Source organism: Streptomyces sp. TSRI0107, from assembly GCF_001905845.1.
Classification (GTDB): Bacteria; Actinomycetota; Actinomycetes; order Streptomycetales; family Streptomycetaceae; genus Streptomyces.
On the sequence record NZ_LIVZ01000007.1, the window covers coordinates 519,686 to 541,261 of the forward strand.

Genomic DNA, 21,576 nt, shown 5'->3' on the forward strand with positions numbered 1-21,576 from the left:
GTCTCGGGCCGTTTCGTTTCCGGATGATGTGGAGACCCCATGGCTCATCTGCGCTCCAGACGCCGACTCGCACTCGCCGTGCCCGTCGTGCTGTCGTTGACCGCCTCGCTCGGCTTCCTGCCCGCGACCGCCTCGGCCGCGCCCGGCGGGAAGACCTCGACGCAGGCGGCGGACGCGCCCGAGCTGGCGTACGTCGTCAACACCAAGGTGGACAAGCGCACCGTCGCGGCGGTGAAGAAGGCCGTGGAGGCGGCCGGCGGCACCGTGGTGACGGCGTACGAGAAGATCGGTGTGATCGTCGCGCACTCGGCGAACCCCGACTTCGCCAAGCAGATACGCACGGTCCGCGGCGTGCAGTCGGCGGGTGCCACCCGCACCGCGCCGCTGACCCCCGCGGGCACGACGGACGAGGGCGGCGCGGACTACCTGACGGCCGCGGAGGCCGCGAAGGTGAAGGCCGCGTCGGCGGCCACCCCGGAGGCCGAGCCCCTCGAGGCCGACCAGTGGGACCTGCGGGCGATCGGCGCCGACAAGGCCGCGCAGATCAACCCGGGCAGCAGAAACGTCACGGTCGCCGTCATCGACACCGGTGTCGACGACACCCATCCGGACCTCGCCCCGAACTTCTCCAGGTCCCAGTCCGCCAACTGCGCGGGCGGCGTCGCCGACACCAGCGAGGGCGCCTGGCGGCCGTACACCGAAGCGGACTACCACGGCACCCACGTGGCCGGTGAGATCGCCGCCGCCCGCAACGGCGTCGGTGTGGCCGGTGTCGCGCCCGGGGTGAAGGTCGCCGGCATCCAGGTGACCGACCCGAAGAGCGGCCTCTTCTACGCGGAGAGCGTCGTCTGCGCGTTCGTGTTCGCCGCCGACCACGGCGTCGAGATCACGAACAACAGCTACTACGTCGACCCGTGGCTGTACAACTGCATGGACGACCCCGACCAGCGGGCCATCGTCGACGCGGTCAACCGGGCCCAGCTCTACGGCCGGAAGAAGGGCACCCTCCACCTGGCGTCCGCGGGCAACTCCAACCACGACCTCGACGCCGACGCGATCCTCGACGACACCAGCCCCAACGACACCACGCCGGTCGAACGCACCATCGACCCGCACGAGTGCTACGACGTGCCGACCCAGCTGCCGGGCGTCGTCACGGTCAGCGCGACGGGCGTGAACAACCTCAAGTCGTACTACTCCTCGTACGGCGAGGGCGTGGTGGACGTGGCGGCGCCGGGCGGCGACCGGCTCTACCAGATCCCGGACACGCCGTCGAAGAACGGCCGCATCCTGTCCACGATGCCGAACAACCAGTACGGCTTCCTCCAGGGCACCTCGATGGCCGCGCCGCACGCCTCGGGCGTCGCCGCGCTGCTGAAGTCGGAGCACCCGTACGCCACTCCCGCCCAGCTCCAGGCGCTGCTGAAGGCGCAGGCGGACAACCCGGGCTGCCCCGAGTCCTACGACCAGGACGGCGACGGCGACCAGGACGCGGTGTGCGAGGGCGGCAAGCGCGTCAACGGCTTCTACGGCTTCGGCGTCGTCAACGCGCTGGACGCGGTGAAGTAGGACTCGACGCGAGTCAATAGGAGTCATCTCTCCATGCCGGGCCGTGCGGGGCAGCCGCGCGGCCCGGCATGGTTCGTCCATGAAGGACATCACTCACGCGTGGTCAGCGATCGGCGGAGACCCCGCACTGGTCGACCGGGTGGCGGTGACGGCCCGGCGGGGCGCGCTGGAGGCGCGTCTGCCGGTCCTGGAGTCGGCGCGGGCCTGTGTGGCCGTGTGCGCGCTGGCCGCCGCGGAACTGGCGGCCCGGCGGTACGGGCTCGCGCGGGTGCCCCGGGTACGGGTGGACGACGGGGCGGTGGCCACCGCGTTCACCAGCGAGCGGCAGTTGCTGGTCGACGGGCGCGCGCCGGTCAACTTCGCCCCGCTCTCCCGGTTCTGGCGCACGGCCGACGGCTGGGTACGCACCCACGCCAACTACCCGCACCACCGGGAACGGCTGCTGTCCGCGCTGGGCGTCGGCGCGGACGGGGTGGCGGCCGCGCTGGCCACGCGGAGCGCCGCGGACGTCGAGGAGACCGTGTACGCGGCAGGCGGCCTCGCCGTCGCCGTACGGACCCCCGAGGAGTGGGCCGGGCATCCGCAGGCGGCGGCCGTGGCGCGGCGACCGCTGGTCGAGCGCGGACGCCTGGACACGGCTCCCGCGCGGGTGTTCGCCGCTCCGGCGGACACGGCGGATGCTCCCCTGCTGCCCGCCGCCGGGCTGCGCGTGCTGGATCTGTCCCGGGTCCTCGCCGGGCCCGTGGCCACCCGCACCCTCGCCCTGCTCGGCGCGGACGTGCTGCGCCTGGACCCGCCCGGCCTGCCCGAACTCCCCGACCAGCACGCCGACACGGGCTTCGGCAAACGCTCGGCGACCCTCGGCCTCGCCGCCGACCGGCGCGTCTTCGAGGAACTGCTCGCGGCGGCGGACGTCGTCGTCACCGGCTACCGTCCGGGCGCGCTGGACCGGTTCGGGCTGTCCCCCGAGGCGCTCGTCGAGCGGCGTCCCGGGCTGGTGGTGGCCCAGGTGTCGGCGTGGGGGGCGTACGGGCCGTGGGGCGGGCGGCGCGGCTTCGACAGCCTGGTGCAGGCCGCCACCGGCATCGCCGTCGTCGAGGGCACGCCGGAACAGCCCGGCGCCCTGCCCGCGCAGGCCCTCGACCACGGCTCCGGCCATCTGCTCGCGGCGGCGGTGCTGCGGGCGCTGACGGAGCAGTCGTACGACGGCTGCGGGCGGTTCGTCCGGGTGGCGTTGGCGCGGACCGCGCGGTGGCTGACACAGGAGGTCACGGCCGGCGGCGACACGGACACGCGGGAACCGGGCTCCCACGACGACGCCGGCGCCTGGCTGGCCGAGCGGGACAGCCGGATCGGCCGCCTGCGGTACGCGCTGCCGCCGGTCGCCTTCGAGGGCGGCCCCGAGGACTGGGCCCGGCCGCCGGGGCCGCTGGGGGCGGACGCGGCGCGCTGGGCCTGAGCCGACGAGGGCGGCACCCGGCCGGATTCGCTCCCCGCGCGGAACGCCGGTCTGTCAGTTGTCCGCGGAGGCGTGCCCAGTTCTGTGGCGACTGGTGAGGATCGTGCGGTGACCTCCATACGACCGGCCGGCGAGGCCACCGGGAATCGCGGCACCGCGCGGCGGGCCGGTACCGGTGGGGCCGTCACCCTGCTGGTCCTGGTGACCCTGGGAGCGCTGATCCCGCTGCTCGGGCCGTCCGCCGCGCTGCACGGCACCGGCGAGTCCGCCGCGCCCGGCGTCGGCGGCATCGCCCTGCTGCGCGCGGTCCTCTTCGCGGCACTGTGCGTCCCGCTGGGCGAGCTGTTCGTACGGCGGCTGGCCCGCGCCGTGCCCGGCGCCCCGGCGGAGCTGCCGCGCAGCTGGGCGGTGTGGGCGGCCGGTGCCGGGTTCGCCGCCGCGCTGGGCCCTGTCGTCAGATTCCCGTCGTCCGCCCGGAGGGCGGGCCCGGTGGCGTCAGGTGCGTGCTCTCGGCGTGCCGGGCCCTGGGCCTCGTACTGGATGTACGTGGGCCAGGGCCCGGTGCGGCGAGAGTGCGTGCATGGCGTCGCCGGGCAGGCGGGAATCTGACGACAGGGCCCAGGGCTGGCCTCGGTGGTGGCCACCGGCAACCTGGTGCCGCACGGCCCCGGCCAGATCGACGTCGGCGGCCTGTACGCCTCCCGGGACGGCAAGCTGGCCCTGCTGGAGGTCAACGCGTTCGCGGTGGCGGGGCTGTGCGCCCGGTCGGGCCGCCCGGGGACGCAGGTGTGGCCGCTGGCCGCGGTGGCCGTCGCGGAGGCGCTGCGCGCCCCTCCGGTGACCGAGCACGGCCCGCTGGCCGGCTCGGCCCTGACGCTCGTTCACGTGCTGTGCGCGTCGCTGTGGACGGGCGGTCTGCTGTACGCGCTGCGCACGCTGCGCCGGTGGGGGGCGGACCGGGCGGGCGCCGCCCTGTTGGGGCTCTACGCGCGCGTGGCGGCGGTGCTGCTCGGCGCGCTCACCGCGACGGGCGTCTGGAGCACCCTGCGCCGGATGCCGCCGGAGACCGTGCCGGAGCAGCTGACGACGACGGCGTACGGGCGTGCCCTGCTCGCGAAGGTGCTGCTCGTGGCCGCCGTCGGCGCGCTGGCGCTGTGGGCGCGGATCCGGCTGTCCCGCGCGGCCGACCCGCTGGCCGCCTGCTCCCCCGCGCGGGCGGAGGTGGTGGTGCTGGCGGTGGTGGTCGCGGTGTCGGGGCTGCTGACGGCGCTGCCGGTGCCCATCCGGTGGTGACCGTCAGACGGTCGCCCTCGCCGTGTCCCCGCCCGGTACCCGGTCGCGCAGTGTGCCTCTGGCGAGCAGGAACTGCGCGGCGATGTACGTGAGCATGATCCACAGGTCGGGGCGCGGCGCCTGCGGCCATTCGGCGACGCCGGTCGCGATGAGGGTGTCGGAGAGCACGAAGAGCGCGCCGCCGATCCCCGCGAGGCGTCCGAACCGGCTCGCCGCCGCGTACGCCATGGCCGTGAGCAGCAGGCTGTAGCCGGCCACGGGGACGCGCAGGTCGGCCGGCAGGTCGGGCCAGAGCGCGGCGACGGTGGCGGCGAGGACGACGCCGTAGGCCGCGAGCAGCGGGCCGGGACGGGTGCCCGCACGGCCGTACGCCTTGAACAGCGTCAGGTAGCAGACGTGTCCGGCGGCGAACGAGGCCATCCCGGCGAGGAAGGCGGGCTCCGCGTCGGAGAGCAGCAGTACGTCGCCGCCCCAGCCGCACAGCAGGGCCGCGATCAGCAGCCGGGGTGCGCCGGAGAGCGCGGCGTGGGCGGCCAGCAGGGGCATCAGGAGGGGCTTGGCGACCATGTGCCCGGGCTCGAACCCGGCCGCGAGGGAGGCGAGGTCGGCGACGGCGGCGAGGCCGAAGGCCCACAGGAGGGCGCGGCGCGGCGTCATGCGACCACGGTCTCCTCCGAGGCGTCCTTCTTCGGCGGGGCGGGCTGCCAGCCGGGCCCGCCGAAGACGCGCCCGGCCCGTTCGCGCCAGCCGGAGGCGGCCTTCACGTCCCTGGCGATGGCGACGTACTCGTGGGTGGCGACCCGCAGCGGGTTGTACGTGTCGATGTTCTTCGTCAGCCCGAACACGGGCCGCTCGGTCTCGGCGGTGAACGAGCCGAAGAGGCGGTCCCAGACGATGAGGATGCCGCCGAAGTTGCGGTCCAGGTAGCCGCCCTGGGAGGCGTGGTGCACCCGGTGGTGGGAGGGGGTGTTGAAGACGAACTCGAACCAGCGGGGCATCTTGTCGATCCGCTCGGTGTGGATCCAGAACTGGTAGACGAGGTTCGCGGAGGAGCAGAACGCGAGGGCGGCCGGGTGCACGCCGGCGGCGATCAGGGGGACGTAGAACGGCCAGACGGTCAGCGAGGTCCAGGGCTGGCGCAGCGCGGTGGTGAGGTTGAACTTGCGGCTGGAGTGGTGGACCACGTGGCAGGCCCACAGGATGCGGATGACGTGGTGGCCGCGGTGCGACCAGTAGTAGAAGAAGTCCTGCGCGAGGAGCATCAGGGCCACGGTCCACCACAGCACGGGCACGCGCAGCGGGGTGAGTTCGTAGACGGCCGTGTAGATGGCGACGATCGGGAACTTCCACAGGAAGTCGAAGACGAGACTGCCGAGCCCCATGGTCACACTGGTCGCGGCGTCCTTCGTCTCGTACCCGGCCTGTTCCTCGTCGGGATGGAGCCGGACACTGATGATCTCGAGGATCGTGAGCAGCGCGAAGGCGGGTATCGACCAGACCACGACGTCGGGGAGGTTCGGCATTACTGCACCGTAGGACCGTCGTCGGGCCGGGGCTAGACGTTGTTACCGATAAGTATTACCAGCGGTAAGCGCTTGTTTGTTGGCGATCTCCGCCAATGGCGATCTTCACCGGCGACGCTCACACCCCCGCCGCCCCCAGCAGCGACCCGACCGCGTAAGTGACCCCCATCGCCAACGCCCCGCCCCCCACGTTCCGCACCACGGCCCGGCGTGGCGCCGCCTCCCCCAGCCGGGCGCTGCTCCAGCCGGTGCAGACCAGCGCGAGCAGGACGGACCCCACGGTCACCGGCACGCGCCAGTCCACCGGCGGCAGCACGATGGCCAGCAGCGGGAGCAGGGCGCCCGCCGTGAACGCCAGGAAGCTCGCCCAGGCGGCGTGCCACGGGTTGGTCAGCACGTCGGGGTCGATGCCGAGCTCCACGCGCGCGTGGGCGCGCAGCGCGTCACGCTCCGTCAGCTGGACGGCCGCCTCGCGGGCGACGTCCCGGGACAGGCCCCGCTCCTCGAGCAGGCCCGTCAGCTCCGCCAGCTCGGCTTCCGGCTGCTCCCGCAGCTCCCGCTTCTCCACGGCCAACGCGGCCTTCTCGGAGTCCCGTTGGGTGGAGACCGAGACATACTCCCCGGCGGCCATCGACAGGGAGCCGGCGAGCAGGCCGGCGAGGCCCGCCGTGAGGAGCGAGGAGCGGTCGCCGGTCGCACCGGCGACGCCGACGACGAGACCGGCGGTGGACACGATGCCGTCGTTGGCGCCCAGTACGGCCGCGCGCAGCCAGTTCAGCCGCTCGGCCAGCGCGCCCCCGCGGGCACCGGCGGGCGGCGGTCCGGTCGGTTCGGTCACCCCCGGAGGATGACATTCCGGACATCGCCCGACCGGTACCGACTCGGTACCGACTCGGTACCGACTCACGCGCACGCACATCGGACCCTCGAACACACGGCCGTACTCGGCCACCTGAGGGACAGCAGTGTCAGTCCCGGCCCGTATCCTCAGGGACCATGCTCGAAGACCGCACGACCGCAGCGTCCTCCGCCACGAAGTGGCCGGCCGCGTATCCGCACGGATACGCGGTCGTTGACGTGGAGACCACCGGACTGGCCCGCGACGACCGGATAATCTCCGCGGCCGTCTACCGGCTGGACGCGCGAGGCGAGGTCCAGGACCACTGGTACACGCTGGTCAACCCCGAGCGCGATCCCGGCCCGGTGTGGATCCACGGACTCACCAGCGAGGCGCTGGAGGGCGCGCCGCTCTTCGCGGACATCGCCGACGAGTTCGCGACCCGGCTGGAGGGCCGGGTGCTCGTCGCGCACAACGCCGTCTTCGACTGGCAGATGATCGCCCGGGAGTACGCGCGCGCCCGGCGCGAGGCGCCGGTGCGGCAGCGGCTGTGCACCATCGCCCTGTCCAAGGCGCTGGAGCTGCCGCTGCCCAACCACAAGCTGGAGTCGCTGGCCGCCCACTTCGGCGTCGTCCAGCGGCGCGCGCACCACGCGCTGGACGACGCGCGCGTACTGGCAGAGGCCTTCCGGCCGAGCCTGCACGCCGCCGCCTCGGGGCACGTACGGCTGCCGCTGCACGAGTGCCGGCCGCTGACCGAGTGGGCCGACCGGCCCGCACCCCGCATCGGACAGCAGGCGGGCGGCCCGGGCGGCTACGGCGGCTACCGGCCGACCAGTTGGCGCCCCTCCCGGAAACGGCCCGCATGCCCCTATCCCAACCCAGGGCGGTACGAAGAGGGCAAAAGACTCAAGCAGGGCATGCGAGTGGCGTTCTCCGGCGACACGTCCGTGGAGCGGGAGCTGCTGGAGGACCGGGCGACCGAGGCCGGGCTGCACGTCGCGACCAGCCTGTCCCGGCTGACCAGCCTGCTCGTCACCAACGACCCGGACTCGGGCACCTCCAAGGTGCTCAAGGCCCGGCAGTACGGCACACCGGTGGTCGACGAGGCCGCGTTCGGACAGCTGCTGCGGGATGTGGAACCGGCGTCGGAGCAGTGACCGTACGGACGGGTGATTGCCGCGCGACTCGCCCGCCGCCCGCTCGCCCGCGCGGCGGCGACGGCTCACCCTGTGGCGCATGGCGACTTGCGAAGTTTGCGGCAACAACTACGGAATGACCTTCGAGGTGCACGCGCAGGGCGCGGTGCACGTCTTCGACTGCTTCTCCTGCGCGATCCACCGCATGGCTCCCATCTGCGAGCACTGCCGGGTGCAGATCATCGGCCAGGGCGTCGAGGTCGAGGGCCACTGGTACTGCGGCGCCCACTGCGCCCGCTCGGAGGGGAAGGTGGGCATCGTCGACCGCGTCTGAGCCCCCGGTCCCGGCACCCCTGCCGACGGCACCCCACGGCCTGCGAGGTACGGTCGTGGGGTGTACCGCTTCCTGTTGTCCCGGCAGTGGGTGATCCTCACCCTCGTCGTCCTCGCGCTCATCCCGACGATGATCGAGCTGGGCTTCTGGCAGCTGCACCGGCATGAGCACCGGGTCGCGTTGAACAAGGTGATCGCCGACTCGCTGGCCGCGAAGCCGGTGCCCGCCGAGTCGCTGACCTCGCCCGGAGCCGTGATCGAGGACGCGGACCTGTACCGCCGGGTGTCGGCCACGGGCCGGTTCGACACCGCCCACGAGGTCGTCGTACGGCGTCGGACGAACGCCAACGACGAGATCGGCTACCACGTGCTGACCCCCTTCGTCCTCACCGACGGCAAGGTCCTGCTGGTCAACCGGGGCTGGGTGCCCGCGGGCGCGACCCAGCGCACGTTCCCGGAGGTCCCGGCGCCGCCGCGCGGCGAGGTGACCGTCACCGGGCGGCTGATGGCCGACCAGACGACCGCCGAGAGCGGCATCAAGGACCTCGAGGGGCTGCCCGACCGCCAGATCATGCTGATCAACAGCGCGCAGGAGGCGAAGCGGCTGGGCAAGCAGGTCCTCGGCGGATACGTCGAACTGACCGATCCGCGGCCCGAGGGCGACACCCCGCAGCTGATCCCGGCCCCCGACCACGACGACATCGGCCCCCACATGGCGTACGCCGTGCAGTGGTGGCTGTTCTCCGGGGCCGTCCCGCTCGGCTGGGTGATCCTGGCCCGCCGGGAGGCCCGCGACCGCGCGCAGGCACGGGAGCAGGAGAACGAGAAGGAGAACGGGAAGGAGAACGGGAAGGAGAACGGGAAGGAGAACGACGGCGAGACGCCGGAGACCCAACCGGCCACGGTGTAGCGCCCTCGCGCACCTTCACCCGCCCGGCCGCGGCCTCACCCGCCCGGCCGTAGCCCCGATTGGCCCCCAGGCCCGCCGGGAACCCGCACCCCGTGCATCCCCGTATCGAGGACTACGCGCTCATCGGCGACGCTCAGACCGCCGCCCTCGTCGGCAAGGACGGTTCGGTCGACTGGCTGTGCCTGCCCCGCTTCGACTCGGCCGCGTGCTTCGCGAAGCTGCTCGGCGACGAGGAGAACGGCCACTGGCGTCTCGCCCCCAAGGACGCCGAAGGCCCCTGCACCCGGCGCGCCTACCGTCCCGGCACGCTGGTGCTGGACACCGAGTGGGAGACCCCGCAGGGGGCGGTCCGGGTCACCGACCTGATGCCGCAGCGCGACCGCGCCCCCGATCTGGTCCGCGTGGTGGAGGGCCTGAGCGGCAGCGTCACCATGCACGGCACGCTGCGGCTGCGCTTCGACTACGGCTCGATCGTGCCGTGGGTGCGCCGCTCCGACGGCCATCGCGTGGCCGTCGCGGGCCCGGACTCGGTGTGGCTGCGCAGCGAGCCCCCGGTGCACACCTGGGGCCAGGACTTCTGCACTCACTCGGAGTTCACGGTGCGGGCGGGCGAGCGGGTGGCGTTCGTGCTCACCTGGCATCCCTCGCACGAGCCGCGCCCGCCGCTGGTCCACCCGTTCACCGCGCTGGAGTCGAGCGTCGCGGACTGGCAGGCGTGGGCGGCCCGCTGCCGCTACCAGGGCCCCTACCGGGACGAGGTGATCCGCTCCCTGATCACCCTCAAGGCGCTCACCTACGCGCCGACCGGCGGCATCGTCGCCGCCCCCACCACGTCCCTGCCCGAGGAGATCGGCGGGGTCCGCAACTGGGACTACCGCTACTGCTGGCTGCGCGACTCCACGCTGACCCTCGGCGCGCTGCTCGCGGGCGGCTACGCGGAGGAGGCGGCGGCCTGGCGGGACTGGCTGCTGCGCGCGGTCGCGGGTGACCCGGCGGACCTGCAGATCATGTACGGCGTGGCGGGCGAGCGGCGGCTGCCGGAGGCGGAACTGCCGTGGCTGCCGGGGTTCGAGCAGTCCCAGCCGGTGCGGATCGGGAACGCCGCCGTCAAGCAGGTGCAGCTGGACGTGTACGGCGAGGTCATGGACTCGCTGTCGCTGGCCCGCACGGCGGGCATGCCGATCGTGCCGCAGGGGTGGGAGATCCAGCGGGCGATGGTGGACTTCCTGAGCCGGGCCTGGCGGCAGCCGGACGAGGGGCTGTGGGAGGTGCGCGGCGGGCGCCGGCACTTCGTGCACTCGAAGGTGATGGTGTGGGTGGCGTTCGACCGCGCGGTGCGGGCCCTGGAGCGCTATCCGCAGCTGGACGGCGACCGGGAGACCTGGCGGGCGATGCGCGAGGAGGTGCACCAGGAGGTGTGCGAGCGCGGCTACGACCCCGCGCGGAACACCTTCACCCAGTACTACGGCTCCAAGGAGCTGGACGCCGCCCTGCTGCTGATCCCGCGCGTCGGCTTCCTGCCGCCGGACGATCCCCGGGTGCTCGGCACCATCGAGGCGGTCCGCGAGGAACTGGAGCACGACGGTCTGCTGCGCCGCTACAGCGCCCGGCGGACGACCGTCGACGGGCTGCCCGGGGAGGAGGGCACCTTCCTGGTGTGCTCGTTCTGGCTGGCCGACGCCCTGCACATGGCGGGCCGTACGGACGAGGCCCGCCGGCTGTTCGAGCGGCTGGTGGGGCTGGTCAACGACGTGGGGCTGCTGGGCGAGGAGTACGACCCGGCGACCGGCCGCCAGCTCGGGAACTACCCGCAGGCGTTCAGCCATATCGGGCTGGTGAACACCGCTCTCGCCCTGTTCGGGGACGAGCGGGCAGGATAGGGGTCATGGATCTTGGACTGAAGGACCGGGTGTACGTCGTCACCGGGGCCACGCGCGGCCTCGGCAACGCCTCCGCGCGCGAGCTGGTCGCCGACGGGGCGCGGGTGATCATCACCGGGCGGGACGAGAAGACGGTCGCGGACGCGGCCGACGCGCTGGGACCGAACGCGGTGGGCGTGGCCGTGGACAACTCCGACCCGGAGGCACCCACCCGGCTGATCGCGACCGCGCGGGAGCGGTTCGGCCGGTTCGACGGCATCCTCATCAGCGTCGGCGGGCCCCCGGCCGGTTTCGTGGCCGACAACTCCGACGAGCAGTGGCAGGCCGCGTTCGAGTCGGTGTTCCTGGGCGCGGTGCGGCTGGCCCGCGCGGCGGCCGCCGAGCTGGACGAGGGCGGTGTCATCGGGTTCGTGCTGTCCGGATCGGTGTACGAGCCGATCGCGGGGCTGACCATCTCCAACGGCCTGCGGCCGGGACTCGCGGGCCTGGCCAAGTCGCTGTCGGACGAGCTGGGTCCGCGCGGCATCCGGGTGGTCGGGGTGCTGCCCGGCCGGATCGACACCGACCGGGTGCGCGAGCTGGACTCGCTGTCCGCGGACCCGGAGGCGACGCGAGCGGCAGCGGAGTCGCGGATTCCGCTGCGCCGGTACGGCACGCCGGAGGAGTTCGGGCGGACGGCGGCGTTCCTGCTGTCTCCGGCCGCCTCCTATCTGACGGGTGTGATGGTGCCGGTGGACGGCGGGGCGCGGCACGGGTTCTGAGGGCTCTTGGCGGGAGCCGGTCTCCGCCGCTCTCAAGTGACCCGTTCCGCGCGGTGCTTGACACCCCGCAGGCGGACCTCCGTCGGCAGGCTCGCCAGGCCCGCCGAGTCACGGGCGTGGGTCAGGACCCGGTCCGTGAGATGCTCCAGCGTCTCTCCCGGGTCCACGTGGGGTTCCAGCGCCAGGCGCACCCGGGCCTCGGGGGCCGTACGGCGGCCGGTGAGCTGGACGTGGGCGCCTGTGACGCCGTCCAGGCCGGCCGTCTCGCTCTCCAGGACGTCCTCCAGGGCCCGGCCGCGCAGCAGGGCGCCCTCGCCGTCGCCGGTGTCGACCAGGACCTCGTTCAGGCGGCGCCGGCGCAGCACCGCGATCAGCCACCACAGGGCGAGCAGCACGAGGACGGCGAGCGCGGCGAGCACGGCCGGCCACCACCAGTCGGCGTCCCGCCAGCGGGTCCGCTCGGCGGCGGTGAGCAGGACGTCGTGGCGGCTCTGGTGGACCCACCAGGAGGGTGGCGGGGCGCCCAGCCCGACGGCGAGGACGGAGCCGCCCAGGGCGACGAGGACGAGGCCGACGAGGCCGAGCAGTACCCGGTTGACGGTCCTGAGCATGGTGGTCACCCCTTCCTGCCGGGTCGCCGGACGCGCACGGACAGGGCCGGCGGGTGGGCGAGTCCCAGCCCCGCGAGCGCGTCGCCGAGCACGGCGTCCAGGTCGGCGCGTACGTCGTCCAGTTCGCGGAAGTGGGACACCGCGCGGACGGTGGCCTTGCGGCGGCGCACCTTCGCCCGTGCCGACTGCACGCCCGCCACCTCCATGGCCCGGTCGCGCAGCACGGTCGCGGCGGCCGGCCGGTGCAGTGCCGCGCGGACGTCCGGTCGGGTGCCGCGCATCGGCAGCAGGGCGCGCAGGCCGGGCGTGACGGCCAGGACGACGAGCCAGAGGCCGAGGGCCGCGGCGACGCCGGCGCCGGTGAGGACCCAGGGGTCGTCCAGGGGCCGTTCGGCGAGTTGCCGGGCCAGTTCGCGGCGCCAGCGCATGGCCGGCCGGTCGGCACGTACGGCGGCGATGTCGTAGAGGAAGAGGCCCGACACGCCGAGCAGGAGGGCGGCGACGATGCCCGCGGGCACGCGGCGCGCGGACCAGAAGCGCCGGCCGGCGCTCTTGGCGGGCGGGGCGGGCTCGGGGCCCGGGGCCCGTTCCGCCTTCTCCAGGACCGGCATCCGCTGTGTGGTGCCGTCGGAGCCGTGGGGTTCGCTCATCGCGTCCTCCCCCGTGCCGCGCCGAGCGCCTTCGGCAGGTGCAGGCGTTCCACCTGGACGGCGACCTCCGGCACCTCGAATCCCACCAGCGTGCCCACCCGTTCGGCGACCCGGCGTCGTACCGCGCGGCAGCGGGAGCCGATGTCGGCGGGGTAGCCGAGTTCGAGGTGGATGCGGATCCGCGCGGCGTCGTGGTGGACGGCCACGTTCGCGTGCGGCGGCGCCGCCTCGGCGGGCACCGCGCCGAGCGCCTCGCGTGCCGCCTGGGCGGCGATCTTCGCGACGACGCGGTCGGCGATCCGCGTGGCACCGCGTTCGCCCGGCGGTGGGGCGCCGAGGGGTCGGGGGATCTCACCGGCGCCGCTGTTCACCGGCGTCACCCCTGCCGGCTGCCGCGCGGCCGGAAGAAGTCGCGCAGGTCCATGTCTCCCTCGAGGAGCCGGCCTACGACGAACCCGACGGCGCCCAGTGCGGCCACCAGCAGGAACGCGCCGAAACCGCCGAAGTACCCGGCGAAGCCCAGCGCCATCCCGGCGATCATTCCGGCCACGGCCATGTTCATCCTGTGCTCCTCCGGTGCGTCACTGCAGCCTTGGCTCCGGCTGTTCCTCTTCCTCTTCGTCCGGCAGCTTCACGTCGCTGACCGCGATGTTCACCTCCACGACCTCCAGGCCGGTCATCCGCTCCACGGCCGCGATGACGTTCTCGCGGACATCGCGGGCGACGTCGGCGATCGAGACGCCGTAGTCGATGACGATCTCCAGGTCGAGTGCGGTCTGCTTCTCGCCGACCTCGGCCTTGACGCCGCGGGTCACCGATTTGGTCCCGCCGGGTACCCGGTCGCGTACGGCGCCGATGGTGCGGCTGAGGCCGCTGCCCATGGCGTGCACGCCGACGACGTCCCGGGTGGCGAGCCCGGCGATCTTCTCCACCACGCCGTCGGCGATGGTGGTGCGCCCCCTGGTGCCGGGGTCTCCCCCGCCGCGCCGGGTGGCCTTGTGGGTCTGCACGGGCGAGTCGGTCCCGCCCTCCGGGGTCTGCGTCCTGTTCCGGTCCGTCATGTCGGTCATCGCCGTACGTCCCTTTCGGTTCGTCACCCCCTGCGACAACGGTAAGCGCGGTTGCTCGGTCGCGCGCCAGGAATGAGGCAGGCTGGAGCAATGACGACGGCGGACCGGTGGACGCGGGCGGTGCGGGATCAGCTGGGGCTCGGCAGGATCCTGCCGCTGGGTGACGCGCGTGATGGGGCTTGGATCGCGGAGGCCGCGGCGCGCGCGGTGCTGTGGCGCGCGGCGGACGAGGTGACGGGGGTGCGGCTGGGCGCGTTGCGGATCGCGCTGGCCGACCCGGACCACACCTACGACCCGGCCGTGCCGGCGCCGCCGAGCGCGCTGCCGCCGGGCCCGCTGCGGCTGACGGCGGAGTTCGCGGCCTGGGCGGCGGCGCCGCTCCCGGAGTCCGCGGCGCGGGTGCGCGCGGCCCTGCTGGAAGCGTCGGCGCGGCGGCTGGGACTGCGGGTCGCGGAGGTCGATCTGCGGGTGACGGACCTGCTGGACGAGGAGCGGGAGCCGGCCGTCGTACGGCCGCCGGAGCCGCCGGACGCGCGGGAGGCGGCGGGCGGCGACGAGGCGCGGGTCGCTGACCTGGTGCTGTCCGTGCCGGGCGTGGCGCGGTTGACCGGCACGCTGGGCGGTGCGGGCCGGGCGGTGCACGTCGAGGAACGGGCGGTGGGCGCCGGGGAGGGACCGGACGCGGCCGGGGCGGCGCCGCACGCGTTGCCGCGGCGGCACGTCCGGCTGGAGGTCGCCCTGCGTGCGGACCACCGGGCCGTGGACGTGGCCCGGGAGGTCCGCGCGCGGGTGGGTGAGGCGCTGCCGGATCACCCGTCGGTGGCCGTGCTGGTCACCTCGGTGGGCTGACCGGCGGCGTGCCGGGGTGGTCAGTCGCCGATCCCGGCCAGGTCGCGCAGCCGGCGGGCCTGGGCCTGGCGCTCGGCGGCGCGCTGCTCCTCGTAGGTGCGGTCCTGGGCGCCACGCAGCAGCGCCTTGGTCTCGACGACGGCGTCGCGCGGCGCGGCCAGCAGGGCGGCGGCCAGGTCGCGTACGGCGCCGTCGAGCTGGTCTCCGGGCACGGCGACGTTCGCGAGTCCGGTGGTGACGGCCTCCTCGGCGTGGACGAACCGTCCGGTGGCGCAGATCTCCAGCGCGCGGGCGTACCCGACGAGGCTCACCAGCGGATGGGTGCCGGTGAGGTCGGGGACGAGTCCCAGGCTGGTCTCACGCATGGCGAACTGCACGTCGTCGGCGACGACGCGCAGGTCGCAGGCGAGCGCCAGCTGGAATCCGGCGCCGATGGCATGCCCCTGGACGGCGGCGATGGACACGAGGTCGCTGCGCCGCCACCAGGTGAACGCCTCCTGGTACTCGGCGATGGTGGCGTCCAGTTCGGCGTCGCCGCCGCGCGCGAGGTCGATGAACGACGGCTCGCCGTCGAAGCCCTCGGGCGTGAACGCCTGCCGGTCGAGTCCGGCCGAGAACGACTTGCCCTCGGCGCGCAGCACGACCACGCGGACGGTGCCCGGCAGCAGCCGGCCCGCCTCGGCCAGCGCCCGCCACAGAGCGGGGCTCTGCGCATTGCGCTTGGCCGGGTTGGTCAGCGTCACCGTGGCGAGCGCGTCGTCGACGGTGAGCCGTACGCCGTCCTTGTCGAGTACCGGGTCGATTACCGGGTCGAGCGAAGCCATGGGGCGCCTCCGATGGGTGCGGTCATCGCGAGTGCCGTCTGCGGGCACTCCTAAGTGACTGCACAGTAACCACCCGGCCGATCAGCCGACCGACCGGGTGGCCACCATCGAAGCCGTGGGGCCACCCGGGGGCTGGTCAGGCCGACGTGGCCTTCTTGCCCCGGGTCGCCCCGCCACGCCCACGGAGCGTGACGCCCGACTCGCTGAGCATGCGGTGCACGAAGCCATACGAGCGGCCGGTCTCCTCGGCCAACGCCCGGATGCTCGCACCGGCGTCGTACTTCTTCTTCAGGTCTGCCGCGAGCTTGTCGCGCGCGGCGCCGGTCACCCGGCTGCCCTTCTTCAGAGTCTCGGCCACCCGTGCCTCCTCATGGGAAGTGCGCTCTGGTCTCCTCATGATCACCCCTCTGGGGCTTCATGGCCACCCATTCGGCAAGGTCCGTAGATGAGGGTTTTGACGACGGGAGCACATCCCCACAAGCGGAATCGACTGTTCCACGTGATGGACGGCATACGTCCGAACGGGTTGTTCCGCGAAATTCCAGGTCAGGGACGCGAGGCGGCCGACCCCTTGTCGACAAAGGAGTCGGCCGCGAAATCGGTGTAGGACACACCCTGGGGTGAGGAGATCTCACACAGATGATGGATCACGGCTGGGCCGAATGATCCATACGCGGTGGATCACACTCTCGATCAGGCCAGGGCGACGAGATCCGCGTAGTCGGAACCCCACAGGTCCTCCACGCCGTCCGGCAGCAGGATGATCCGCTCCGGCTGGAGCGCCTCCACGGCGCCCTCGTCGTGGGTGACCAGGACCACCGCGCCCTTGTAGGTGCGCAGCGCGCCGAGGATCTCCTCGCGGCTGGCCGGGTCGAGGTTGTTGGTGGGCTCGTCGAGCAGCAGCACGTTCGCCGAGGAGACCACCAGGGTGGCCAGCGCGAGCCGGGTCTTCTCACCGCCGGAGAGGACGCCTGCGGGCTTGTCGACGTCGTCACCGGAGAACAGGAACGAACCGAGCACCTTGCGGACCTCGACCAGGTCCATGTCGGGCGCGGCGGAGCGCATGTTCTCCAGGACCGTGCGGTCGGGGTCCAGGGTCTCGTGCTCCTGCGCGTAGTAGCCGAGCTTCAGGCCGTGGCCCTCGATCACCCGGCCGGTGTCGGGCTTCTCCACGCCCCCGAGCAGACGCAGCAGGGTGGTCTTGCCGGCGCCGTTGAGGCCGAGGATGACCACGCGGGAGCCCTTGTCGATGGCCAGGTCGACGTCGGTGAAGATCTCCAGCGAGCCGTACGACTTCGACAGGCCCTCGGCGGTCAGCGGGGTCTTGCCGCAGGGCGCGGGCTCCGGGAAGCGCAGCTTGGCGACCTTGTCGGACTGCCGCACCTCGTCCAGACCGGCGAGCAGCTTCTCCGCGCGGCGGGCCATGTTCTGCGCGGCGACCGTCTTGGTGGCCTTGGCGCGCATCTTGTCGGCCTGGGCGTTGAGGGCGGCGGCCTTCTTCTCGGCGTTGGCGCGCTCGCGCTTGCGGCGCTTCTCGTCGGCCTCGCGCTGCTGCTGGTAGAGCTTCCAGCCCATGTTGTAGATGTCGATCGTGGCGCGGTTGGCGTCCAGGTAGAATACCTTGTTGACGACCGTGTCCACCAGGTCGACGTCGTGCGAGATGACGATGAAGCCGCCGCGGTAGGTCTTGAGGTAGTCCCGCAGCCAGACGATCGAGTCGGCGTCGAGGTGGTTGGTCGGCTCGTCGAGCAGCAGGGTGTCGGCGTCCGAGAAGAGGATGCGGGCCAGCTCCACGCGGCGGCGCTGACCGCCGGAGAGCGTGTGCAGCGGCTGGCCGAGCACCCGGTCGGGCAGGTTGAGCGCGGCGGCGATGGTGGCGGCCTCCGCCTCGGCGGCGTACCCGCCCTTGGTCAGGAACTCCGTCTCCTGACGCTCGTACTGCCGCATCGCCTTCTCGCGGGTGGCGCCCTTGCCGCTGGCGATGCGCTGCTCGTTCTCGCGCATCTTGCGGATCAGCAGGTCGAGGCCGCGCGCGGAGAGGATGCGGTCGCGGGCGAGGACGTCGAGGTCGCCGGTGCGGGGGTCCTGCGGGAGGTAGCCGACCTCGCCGGAGCGGGCGATGGTGCCGGCGGCGGGGATGCCCTCGCCGGCCAGGCACTTGGTGAGGGTGGTCTTGCCGGCGCCGTTGCGGCCGACCAGGCCGATGCGGTCGCCCTTGGCGACACGGAAGGTGGCGGACTCGATGAGGACGCGGGCACCGGCGCGCAGCTCGATACCGGAGGCGGAGATCACGGACAGACTCCAGGGCGGATGGTGGGCGGGACGGGGGGCTTCGGGACGTTCCCGCCGTCTAATGCGCGAGGAGAATGGCCATGGGGCCAGTCTAACGGGGTGGTGCAAGCACTTTTTCTGCGTCCGGGTGTTCGATCTCGGGCCGGGAAGATCGTTGTCCAGGGGCTGCCGGCATGCGGCGACACGCCCCGGGCCGTTGTCAGTGGTGGCTGCAAGACTGGATTGCGCGGTGGGCCCCGGTGGCGGGGTCCCGGCGCGGGCCGGTGTCGAGCACGAGGGAGTGATCGGTATGGCGGGCACGGACAACGGACGTCCGAGCATCTTCCCGGCGTTGTCGTACGCGGACGCGAAAGCGGCGATCCGGCAGCTCACGGAGGCCCTGGGCTTCACCGAGCTGACGGTGTACGAGGGTGAGGACGGCGTGGTGCTGCACGCGGAGCTGGTGCAGGGCAACGGCGCGGTGATGCTCGGCTCGAAGGGCCGCGGCGGCGTCTTCGACACGGCGATGAAGGGCTCAGGCCCGGCCGGGGCGTACATCGTCGTGGACGACGTCGACGCACACCACCGGCAGGCCGTGGACCACGGCGTGGAGATCCTGATGCCCCCGACGGACCAGGAACACGGCTCCCGGGACTACATGGCCAGGGACCTCGAGGGCAACGTCTGGACGTTCGGCACGTACGCCCCGCAGATACGCCCCTGAGCCGCCGCGGCGCCCGGGCCCGCGCGCCCCGGCGGCGCCTCAGCTCCCCCCGGTGTGCACCTGGAAGGCGGCGCGGCGCACGGCCTTGGCCAGCGCGGGGTCCGGGTGGGCCGCCGCGAGCGCGACGAGGACCTGCACGGTGCGCGGATGACCGACGGCGCGCACCTCGTCGAGCAGGGCGGGCACGGTCGGCTGCACCGCGGACTCCAGGTGCCGCACCAGCATCGGCGCCTCGCCGTGGTCGGCGACCGCCGCGGCGGTGTCGACCCACAGCCAGGTGGCCTCGTCCCGGGTCAGCACCTCATGGGCGTCCTCGGGGTCGGTGCCCTCCTGCTCGGCGAGCCACAGCAGGGCGTAGGGCCGCAGCGTCGGCTCGTCCACCACGAGGCGCACATCGGGCTCGGCGGGGGCGCCGACGACCCGCAGCGCCTCGAAGGCGAGCCCGCGCAGCAGCGCGTCGTCGCCCCGTGCGGCGTCGAGGAGCTCGGTGACCGCGCTCCCGACGGGGCGGGCGGCGAGCCAGGCCCGGTACTCGGCGCGGGCCGCGTTGGGCCGCAGCTGGGCGCAGCCGCGCAACATGTCCTCGGCGGCGGCCTCGATGTTGCCGGCGGGGCTCTGCGCGGCGACGCAGATCTGCTCCAGCTTGACCCAGACCGCCCAGCTGCCCAGCGGGGTGAGGGTCGCCTGGTCGTCGGCGCAGGTGAGGGCGCCGACGGAGGCGAGGGCGTGCAGGGCCCAGTCGAGCAGCGGGGCGAGTTCGGCGTCGGCCGGGGCGGCGGGCTGCGCGAGGCCGGCGACGGGCCGCGCGGGTTCGCGCTGGGGGCCGTACGGCACTTCGCAGCGCTCGGTGCGCAGTTCCCGCACCCGCTGCTGGAGCAGGTCGAGCAGCTGCTCGACGGGGACGGGCCCGGCGGACAGCTGGAGGAAGGAGAGCACCTGCGGCATGGCCGAGACGACCTCGGCGACGGCGGCGGGCTCGTGGTCGACGGGCTCCGGGTAGGCGAGCGACCAGGCGTCGAAGAGGGCGACCCAGCCGCGCAGTACGGCGCTGTCGTCGCGGTGCCAGGCGCGCAGCCGCCAGCCGGGGCGGGCGCTGTCGCCGTGCACCTCGACGAGGCCGGCCAGCCGGGCGGTGTCCCAGTCGGCGCGGACCTGCGACGGCGTCAGGCCCAGCTCCAGGGCCGCCCGTTCGGCGGTCGCGTCGGTGAGGGTGGCCTTGCCGTCGGCGGTCGCGCCGGCTCTGCCGGGGCGCAGGGCGGTGTCGGCCCAGCGGGCGACACGGGCGGCACCGGCCAGTCTTGAGCGTGCCATTCCGGCCAGCTCCGCGGGGGCCGGGGTGCCCTCCGGCGGGCGCGGGGCGGGGCGGCGCGCGGGCCGCTGGTTCATCGCTCGGGGGGCGGCGGCCAGGGGTCGCGGGCGGACGAGTCGAAGCCTGGAGTCGCGCGGGATACGGGACGTCACGGGTGCAGTCTTCCGGTTGACGGTCCGAAAACCCAAACGGAATGTCACCGCGGGCGACGGGACTGGCCAAGGGAGGGGGTTCGGCAGGGGCCCGAAGGCCATGAACCGGACAGTGGTACGACGCTAAACGGAATCGCCGCGACCGGATGAGGAGCGGGCGGGGAGCGGGTGTGTTCGAAACGGATGTACGCGGGAAGGCGCCAGGGCCCACGGGCTCACATGAAGGGCGTGAGGAAGCGCCTCAGGGCCTCCTCGTAGGCCTCGGGGTCGGCGTTCCACATGGCGCCGTGCGGGGCCTGCGGGACCGTGTGCAGGGCGACCAGGCCCGGGCGGCGCGCGGCCAGGCGGCGGGAGAACACCCAGGGGGCCACCGTGTCGTCCGGGCCGTGGAAGAGCAGGACCGGGACGTCGAGCCGGCCGGCCTGGGCGGCGTCGTCGGCGTGGTCGCCGAGCAGCCCGGTGCGGCCCTGCGCGGCGCGCACCGCGAGCGGCAGCAGCGCACCCGGGGTGCGGCGCGCGGACGCGAGGGCGCGCAGCGTGGACTCCCAGTGCAGCACCGGCGAGTCCAGCACCAGTCCGGCGATCCGGTCGCGCACGGCGGAGTGGGCGGCGGCCCGCAGGGCCATGGTGGCGCCGGTGGACCAGCCGTACACGACGACGCGTCGGGCGCCGTACCGGGTGGCGTAGCGGATCGCGGCGTCCAGGTCGCGCCACTCGCTCTCGCCGAGGTGGTTCAGGCCGTCGGCGGGGCGGGGCGCGCCGAGGTCGCCGCGGTAGGCGAGGTCGAGCACCGGGAAGCGCTGGCGGTGCAGGAACCCCATGACGTTCATGGGGTGCTCCCGGGTGGCGCCGAGGCCGTGCACGGTGATGACCCAGGTGTCGCGGGCGCCGGGCACGAACCAGGCGGGCAGGGCGCCGAGTTCGCCGGGGACGTCGACGTCGGCGTGTTCCAGGCCGAGGGCGGCGTGCGGGTCGCCGATGTACGCGTTCGGGGTGAGCCAGACCTTGTCGCCGGGCTCCAGGGTGCCGTGGGTGACGCGGTGCAGCCTCCGGACGACGGTGTCGGCGGTGTGCGGGGCGGATTCGAGGACCGGCCCGACGACCGCGTGCAGCCCGTCGCCGGCCAGGCCGTACGTGCCGGGGCGCAGCGAGGCGAGGTCCCGGGTGAGGACGATCTGCCCCGCGGCCGTGCCGTGCACGGTGAGCCGGGGTTCGGTGGGCAGCGGGCGGCCCGGTGGCGCCTTGAGCGCGGCATCGCTGGCGAACCGGCCGGCGGCCACCGCGGCGGCACCGGCGACTGTCATGGCGGTGACGGCAGCGGCCGTCGCTTTGACAGGGCGCACGGATCCAGTGTCCGGGCGGAGGCGGCGCCCGGCCAGTGGGCGGACGGGTTCCGTGTCCGCGTCAGCCC

General features: G+C 73.7%; 22 protein-coding genes and 2 pseudogenes. 11 read left to right on the forward strand and 13 right to left on the reverse strand.

The features are described from left to right. Positions 1 to 39: 39 nt before the first annotated feature. The 4 genes and pseudogenes from AMK31_RS21640 to AMK31_RS42435 all read left to right on the forward strand — a co-directional run. Entirely contained in the window at positions 40 to 1,569 is a 1,530-nt protein-coding gene (locus AMK31_RS21640) for a S8 family serine peptidase (protein WP_073942235.1), read from the forward strand. A 79-nt stretch (positions 1,570 to 1,648) separates the two neighbouring features. Then, positions 1,649 to 3,028, forward strand: coding sequence for a CoA transferase (locus AMK31_RS21645; protein WP_073942236.1), 1,380 nt, complete (start codon positions 1,649 to 1,651; stop codon positions 3,026 to 3,028). 108 nt (positions 3,029 to 3,136) lie between these two features. Further along, positions 3,137 to 3,472 (forward strand): annotated as a pseudogene (locus tag AMK31_RS42430) (hypothetical protein); the annotation flags it as partial. A gap of 177 nt (positions 3,473 to 3,649) precedes the next feature. Next, positions 3,650 to 4,321, forward strand: a pseudogene (locus AMK31_RS42435) (CopD family protein); the annotation flags it as partial. A gap of 3 nt (positions 4,322 to 4,324) precedes the next feature. On the opposite strand, the gene AMK31_RS21660 reads toward AMK31_RS42435, so the two are convergent. The 3 genes from AMK31_RS21660 to AMK31_RS21670 all read right to left on the reverse strand — a co-directional run bounded on the left by AMK31_RS21660 (position 4,325) and on the right by AMK31_RS21670 (position 6,682). After that, positions 4,325 to 4,978, reverse strand: a complete 654-nt coding sequence (locus AMK31_RS21660; RefSeq protein WP_073942237.1) for a lysoplasmalogenase — start codon at positions 4,976 to 4,978, stop codon at positions 4,325 to 4,327. Then, positions 4,975 to 5,844, reverse strand: a complete 870-nt coding sequence (locus tag AMK31_RS21665; protein ID WP_073942238.1) for a sterol desaturase family protein — start codon at positions 5,842 to 5,844, stop codon at positions 4,975 to 4,977. Before AMK31_RS21665 ends, AMK31_RS21660 begins: the two co-directional genes overlap by 4 nt. Before the next feature lie 118 nt (positions 5,845 to 5,962). Then, on the reverse strand, positions 5,963 to 6,682 hold the full coding sequence (locus tag AMK31_RS21670) for a VIT1/CCC1 transporter family protein (RefSeq protein WP_073942239.1): 720 nt from the start codon (positions 6,680 to 6,682) through the stop codon (positions 5,963 to 5,965). 158 nt (positions 6,683 to 6,840) lie between these two features. Between AMK31_RS21670 and AMK31_RS21675 the strand changes: the two genes are divergently transcribed. The 5 genes from AMK31_RS21675 (at position 6,841) to AMK31_RS21695 (ending at position 11,705) form a co-directional block, all read left to right on the forward strand. Next, positions 6,841 to 7,842: a DEDDh family exonuclease gene (locus AMK31_RS21675; protein ID WP_073942240.1), complete on the forward strand. Its 1,002-nt coding sequence runs from the start codon at positions 6,841 to 6,843 to the stop codon at positions 7,840 to 7,842. A gap of 79 nt (positions 7,843 to 7,921) precedes the next feature. After that, positions 7,922 to 8,155 (forward strand): hypothetical protein, encoded by a 234-nt coding sequence (locus AMK31_RS21680; protein ID WP_073942431.1) that lies wholly within the window; start codon positions 7,922 to 7,924, stop codon positions 8,153 to 8,155. A gap of 60 nt (positions 8,156 to 8,215) precedes the next feature. Next, positions 8,216 to 9,064 (forward strand): SURF1 family cytochrome oxidase biogenesis protein, encoded by an 849-nt coding sequence (locus AMK31_RS21685; RefSeq protein WP_079186888.1) that lies wholly within the window; start codon positions 8,216 to 8,218, stop codon positions 9,062 to 9,064. A 92-nt stretch (positions 9,065 to 9,156) separates the two neighbouring features. Further along, positions 9,157 to 10,944 carry a glycoside hydrolase family 15 protein gene (locus AMK31_RS21690; protein ID WP_073942241.1) on the forward strand — a complete coding sequence of 596 codons (1,788 nt, stop codon included), beginning with the start codon at positions 9,157 to 9,159 and terminating at the stop codon, positions 10,942 to 10,944. Positions 10,945 to 10,949: 5 nt separating this feature from the next. Continuing rightward, complete coding sequence (locus AMK31_RS21695; protein WP_073942242.1) at positions 10,950 to 11,705, forward strand: SDR family oxidoreductase; 756 nt, start codon at positions 10,950 to 10,952, stop codon at positions 11,703 to 11,705. Positions 11,706 to 11,737: 32 nt separating this feature from the next. Here AMK31_RS21695 and amaP read toward each other — a convergent pair whose 3' ends face one another. From amaP to AMK31_RS21720, 5 genes are read right to left on the reverse strand one after another with little or no spacing between them, the layout of a single operon-like run. Further along, positions 11,738 to 12,316 carry an alkaline shock response membrane anchor protein AmaP gene (gene amaP, locus AMK31_RS21700; RefSeq protein WP_073942432.1) on the reverse strand — a complete coding sequence of 193 codons (579 nt, stop codon included), beginning with the start codon at positions 12,314 to 12,316 and terminating at the stop codon, positions 11,738 to 11,740. A gap of 5 nt (positions 12,317 to 12,321) precedes the next feature. Continuing rightward, positions 12,322 to 12,966, reverse strand: a complete 645-nt coding sequence (locus tag AMK31_RS21705) for a DUF6286 domain-containing protein (RefSeq protein ID WP_073942243.1) — start codon at positions 12,964 to 12,966, stop codon at positions 12,322 to 12,324. Continuing rightward, a complete protein-coding gene (locus AMK31_RS21710; protein WP_073942244.1) occupies positions 12,963 to 13,346 on the reverse strand; it encodes an Asp23/Gls24 family envelope stress response protein in 384 nt (127 codons plus the stop codon). The genes AMK31_RS21705 and AMK31_RS21710 overlap by 4 nt, the downstream gene beginning before the upstream one ends. After that, positions 13,343 to 13,528, reverse strand: a complete 186-nt coding sequence (locus AMK31_RS21715; RefSeq protein WP_073942245.1) for a hypothetical protein — start codon at positions 13,526 to 13,528, stop codon at positions 13,343 to 13,345. Before AMK31_RS21715 ends, AMK31_RS21710 begins: the two co-directional genes overlap by 4 nt. 19 nt (positions 13,529 to 13,547) lie before the next feature. Next, entirely contained in the window at positions 13,548 to 14,036 is a 489-nt protein-coding gene (locus AMK31_RS21720; RefSeq protein ID WP_073942246.1) for an Asp23/Gls24 family envelope stress response protein, read from the reverse strand. A gap of 90 nt (positions 14,037 to 14,126) precedes the next feature. On the opposite strand from AMK31_RS21720, the gene AMK31_RS21725 reads away from it, so the two are divergent. After that, positions 14,127 to 14,885, forward strand: coding sequence for a nucleopolyhedrovirus P10 family protein (locus AMK31_RS21725; protein ID WP_073942247.1), 759 nt, complete (start codon positions 14,127 to 14,129; stop codon positions 14,883 to 14,885). 20 nt (positions 14,886 to 14,905) lie between these two features. Here AMK31_RS21725 and AMK31_RS21730 read toward each other — a convergent pair whose 3' ends face one another. From AMK31_RS21730 to AMK31_RS21740, 3 genes are all read right to left on the reverse strand, one after another. Next, entirely contained in the window at positions 14,906 to 15,709 is an 804-nt protein-coding gene (locus tag AMK31_RS21730) for an enoyl-CoA hydratase/isomerase family protein (RefSeq protein ID WP_073942248.1), read from the reverse strand. A 136-nt stretch (positions 15,710 to 15,845) separates the two neighbouring features. Further along, complete coding sequence (locus AMK31_RS21735) at positions 15,846 to 16,067, reverse strand: helix-turn-helix domain-containing protein (protein ID WP_003976983.1); 222 nt, start codon at positions 16,065 to 16,067, stop codon at positions 15,846 to 15,848. A gap of 335 nt (positions 16,068 to 16,402) precedes the next feature. After that, on the reverse strand, positions 16,403 to 18,001 hold the full coding sequence (locus tag AMK31_RS21740) for an ABC-F family ATP-binding cassette domain-containing protein (protein ID WP_073942249.1): 1,599 nt from the start codon (positions 17,999 to 18,001) through the stop codon (positions 16,403 to 16,405). Between the two features lie 289 nt (positions 18,002 to 18,290). Between AMK31_RS21740 and AMK31_RS21745 the strand changes: the two genes are divergently transcribed. After that, the gene (locus tag AMK31_RS21745) at positions 18,291 to 18,704 is read left to right on the forward strand and encodes a VOC family protein (protein ID WP_073942433.1); all 414 of its coding nucleotides are present in this window, start codon (positions 18,291 to 18,293) and stop codon (positions 18,702 to 18,704) included. A 39-nt stretch (positions 18,705 to 18,743) separates the two neighbouring features. Here AMK31_RS21745 and AMK31_RS21750 read toward each other — a convergent pair whose 3' ends face one another. Together AMK31_RS21750 and AMK31_RS21755 are read right to left on the reverse strand one after the other, a co-directional pair. After that, positions 18,744 to 20,165 (reverse strand): hypothetical protein, encoded by a 1,422-nt coding sequence (locus tag AMK31_RS21750; RefSeq protein ID WP_198948533.1) that lies wholly within the window; start codon positions 20,163 to 20,165, stop codon positions 18,744 to 18,746. Between the two features lie 215 nt (positions 20,166 to 20,380). After that, positions 20,381 to 21,508: an alpha/beta hydrolase gene (locus AMK31_RS21755; protein ID WP_073942250.1), complete on the reverse strand. Its 1,128-nt coding sequence runs from the start codon at positions 21,506 to 21,508 to the stop codon at positions 20,381 to 20,383. Positions 21,509 to 21,576: the final 68 nt, after the last annotated feature.

What these genes read in the sequence shown, in the direction of transcription:
- AMK31_RS21640 (WP_073942235.1), top strand. Translation starts at nt 40, where the DNA reads ATGGCTCATCTGCGCTCCAGACGCCGACTCGCACTCGCCGTGCCCGTC.
- AMK31_RS21715 (WP_073942245.1), bottom strand. Translation starts at nt 13,528, where the DNA reads ATGAACATGGCCGTGGCCGGAATGATCGCCGGGATGGCGCTGGGCTTC.
- AMK31_RS21665 (WP_073942238.1), bottom strand. Translation starts at nt 5,844, where the DNA reads ATGCCGAACCTCCCCGACGTCGTGGTCTGGTCGATACCCGCCTTCGCG.
- AMK31_RS21720 (WP_073942246.1), bottom strand. Translation starts at nt 14,036, where the DNA reads ATGACCGACATGACGGACCGGAACAGGACGCAGACCCCGGAGGGCGGG.
- AMK31_RS21695 (WP_073942242.1), top strand. Translation starts at nt 10,950, where the DNA reads ATGGATCTTGGACTGAAGGACCGGGTGTACGTCGTCACCGGGGCCACG.
- amaP (WP_073942432.1), bottom strand. Translation starts at nt 12,316, where the DNA reads ATGCTCAGGACCGTCAACCGGGTACTGCTCGGCCTCGTCGGCCTCGTC.
- AMK31_RS21675 (WP_073942240.1), top strand. Translation starts at nt 6,841, where the DNA reads ATGCTCGAAGACCGCACGACCGCAGCGTCCTCCGCCACGAAGTGGCCG.
- AMK31_RS21745 (WP_073942433.1), top strand. Translation starts at nt 18,291, where the DNA reads ATGGCGGGCACGGACAACGGACGTCCGAGCATCTTCCCGGCGTTGTCG.
- AMK31_RS21660 (WP_073942237.1), bottom strand. Translation starts at nt 4,978, where the DNA reads ATGACGCCGCGCCGCGCCCTCCTGTGGGCCTTCGGCCTCGCCGCCGTC.
- AMK31_RS21725 (WP_073942247.1), top strand. Translation starts at nt 14,127, where the DNA reads ATGACGACGGCGGACCGGTGGACGCGGGCGGTGCGGGATCAGCTGGGG.
- AMK31_RS21645 (WP_073942236.1), top strand. Translation starts at nt 1,649, where the DNA reads ATGAAGGACATCACTCACGCGTGGTCAGCGATCGGCGGAGACCCCGCA.
- AMK31_RS21705 (WP_073942243.1), bottom strand. Translation starts at nt 12,966, where the DNA reads ATGAGCGAACCCCACGGCTCCGACGGCACCACACAGCGGATGCCGGTC.
- AMK31_RS21730 (WP_073942248.1), bottom strand. Translation starts at nt 15,709, where the DNA reads ATGGCTTCGCTCGACCCGGTAATCGACCCGGTACTCGACAAGGACGGC.
- AMK31_RS21680 (WP_073942431.1), top strand. Translation starts at nt 7,922, where the DNA reads ATGGCGACTTGCGAAGTTTGCGGCAACAACTACGGAATGACCTTCGAG.